Source organism: Pseudomonas sp. 43(2021), assembly GCF_017490805.1.
Lineage (GTDB): Bacteria > Pseudomonadota > Gammaproteobacteria > Pseudomonadales > Pseudomonadaceae > Aquipseudomonas.
This window is the reverse complement of record NZ_JAFGYJ010000284.1, coordinates 1-511: the sequence shown is the minus strand read 5'-3', so window position 1 is coordinate 511 and position 511 is coordinate 1. Positions and strand designations below refer to the sequence as shown.

The 511-nt window shown below is 58.7% G+C and carries 1 protein-coding gene; it reads left to right on the top strand.

The window, feature by feature from the left end; genetic code table 11:
* Nucleotides 1-459 (top strand): beta-propeller fold lactonase family protein (locus tag J5M71_RS27230; RefSeq protein WP_207838638.1); only part of this gene is annotated, 459 nt, incomplete at its 5' end.
* Between the last annotated feature and the right edge of the window lie 52 nt (nucleotides 460-511).

The window sequence follows — 511 nt, the reverse complement described above, 5'->3', positions numbered from 1 at the left end:
CTGCTGTTCAGCGCTGACGGCAAACACGCTTGGCTGACCATGGAGATGAGTGCACAGGTCGCGGTGTTCGACTACAAGGACGGCGTACTGACCCAGACGCAACTGGTCGATCTCGCGGCGGGCCAGCCAACCTCGGACAAGGCCGGCGCGGCGCTGCATGCCTCGGCTGACGGCAAGTTTCTCTACGTGAGCAATCGCGGCACGGCCAATCAGCTCGTAGTGTTCAGCATTGATCCTGCGACCGGTCAGCTCAAAGAGCTGCAAAAGCGCTCGGTCGAAGGTGATCACCCGCGCGAATTTGCCCTCGATCCGAGCGGTAAATTCGTCTTGATTGCCAACCAGAAGAGCAACCAGATTGTCGTCGTCGAGCGCGATGCCAAGAGCGGTCTGCTGGGCAAAACCGTGCAAAAACTGCCGATGGACGCGCCAAGCGATCTGAAATTCCTGGTGCGACAATAAGCCACAGGCCCCGGTCTGCGGGGCCTGCATCGTTGTATTAATTGCACTGATA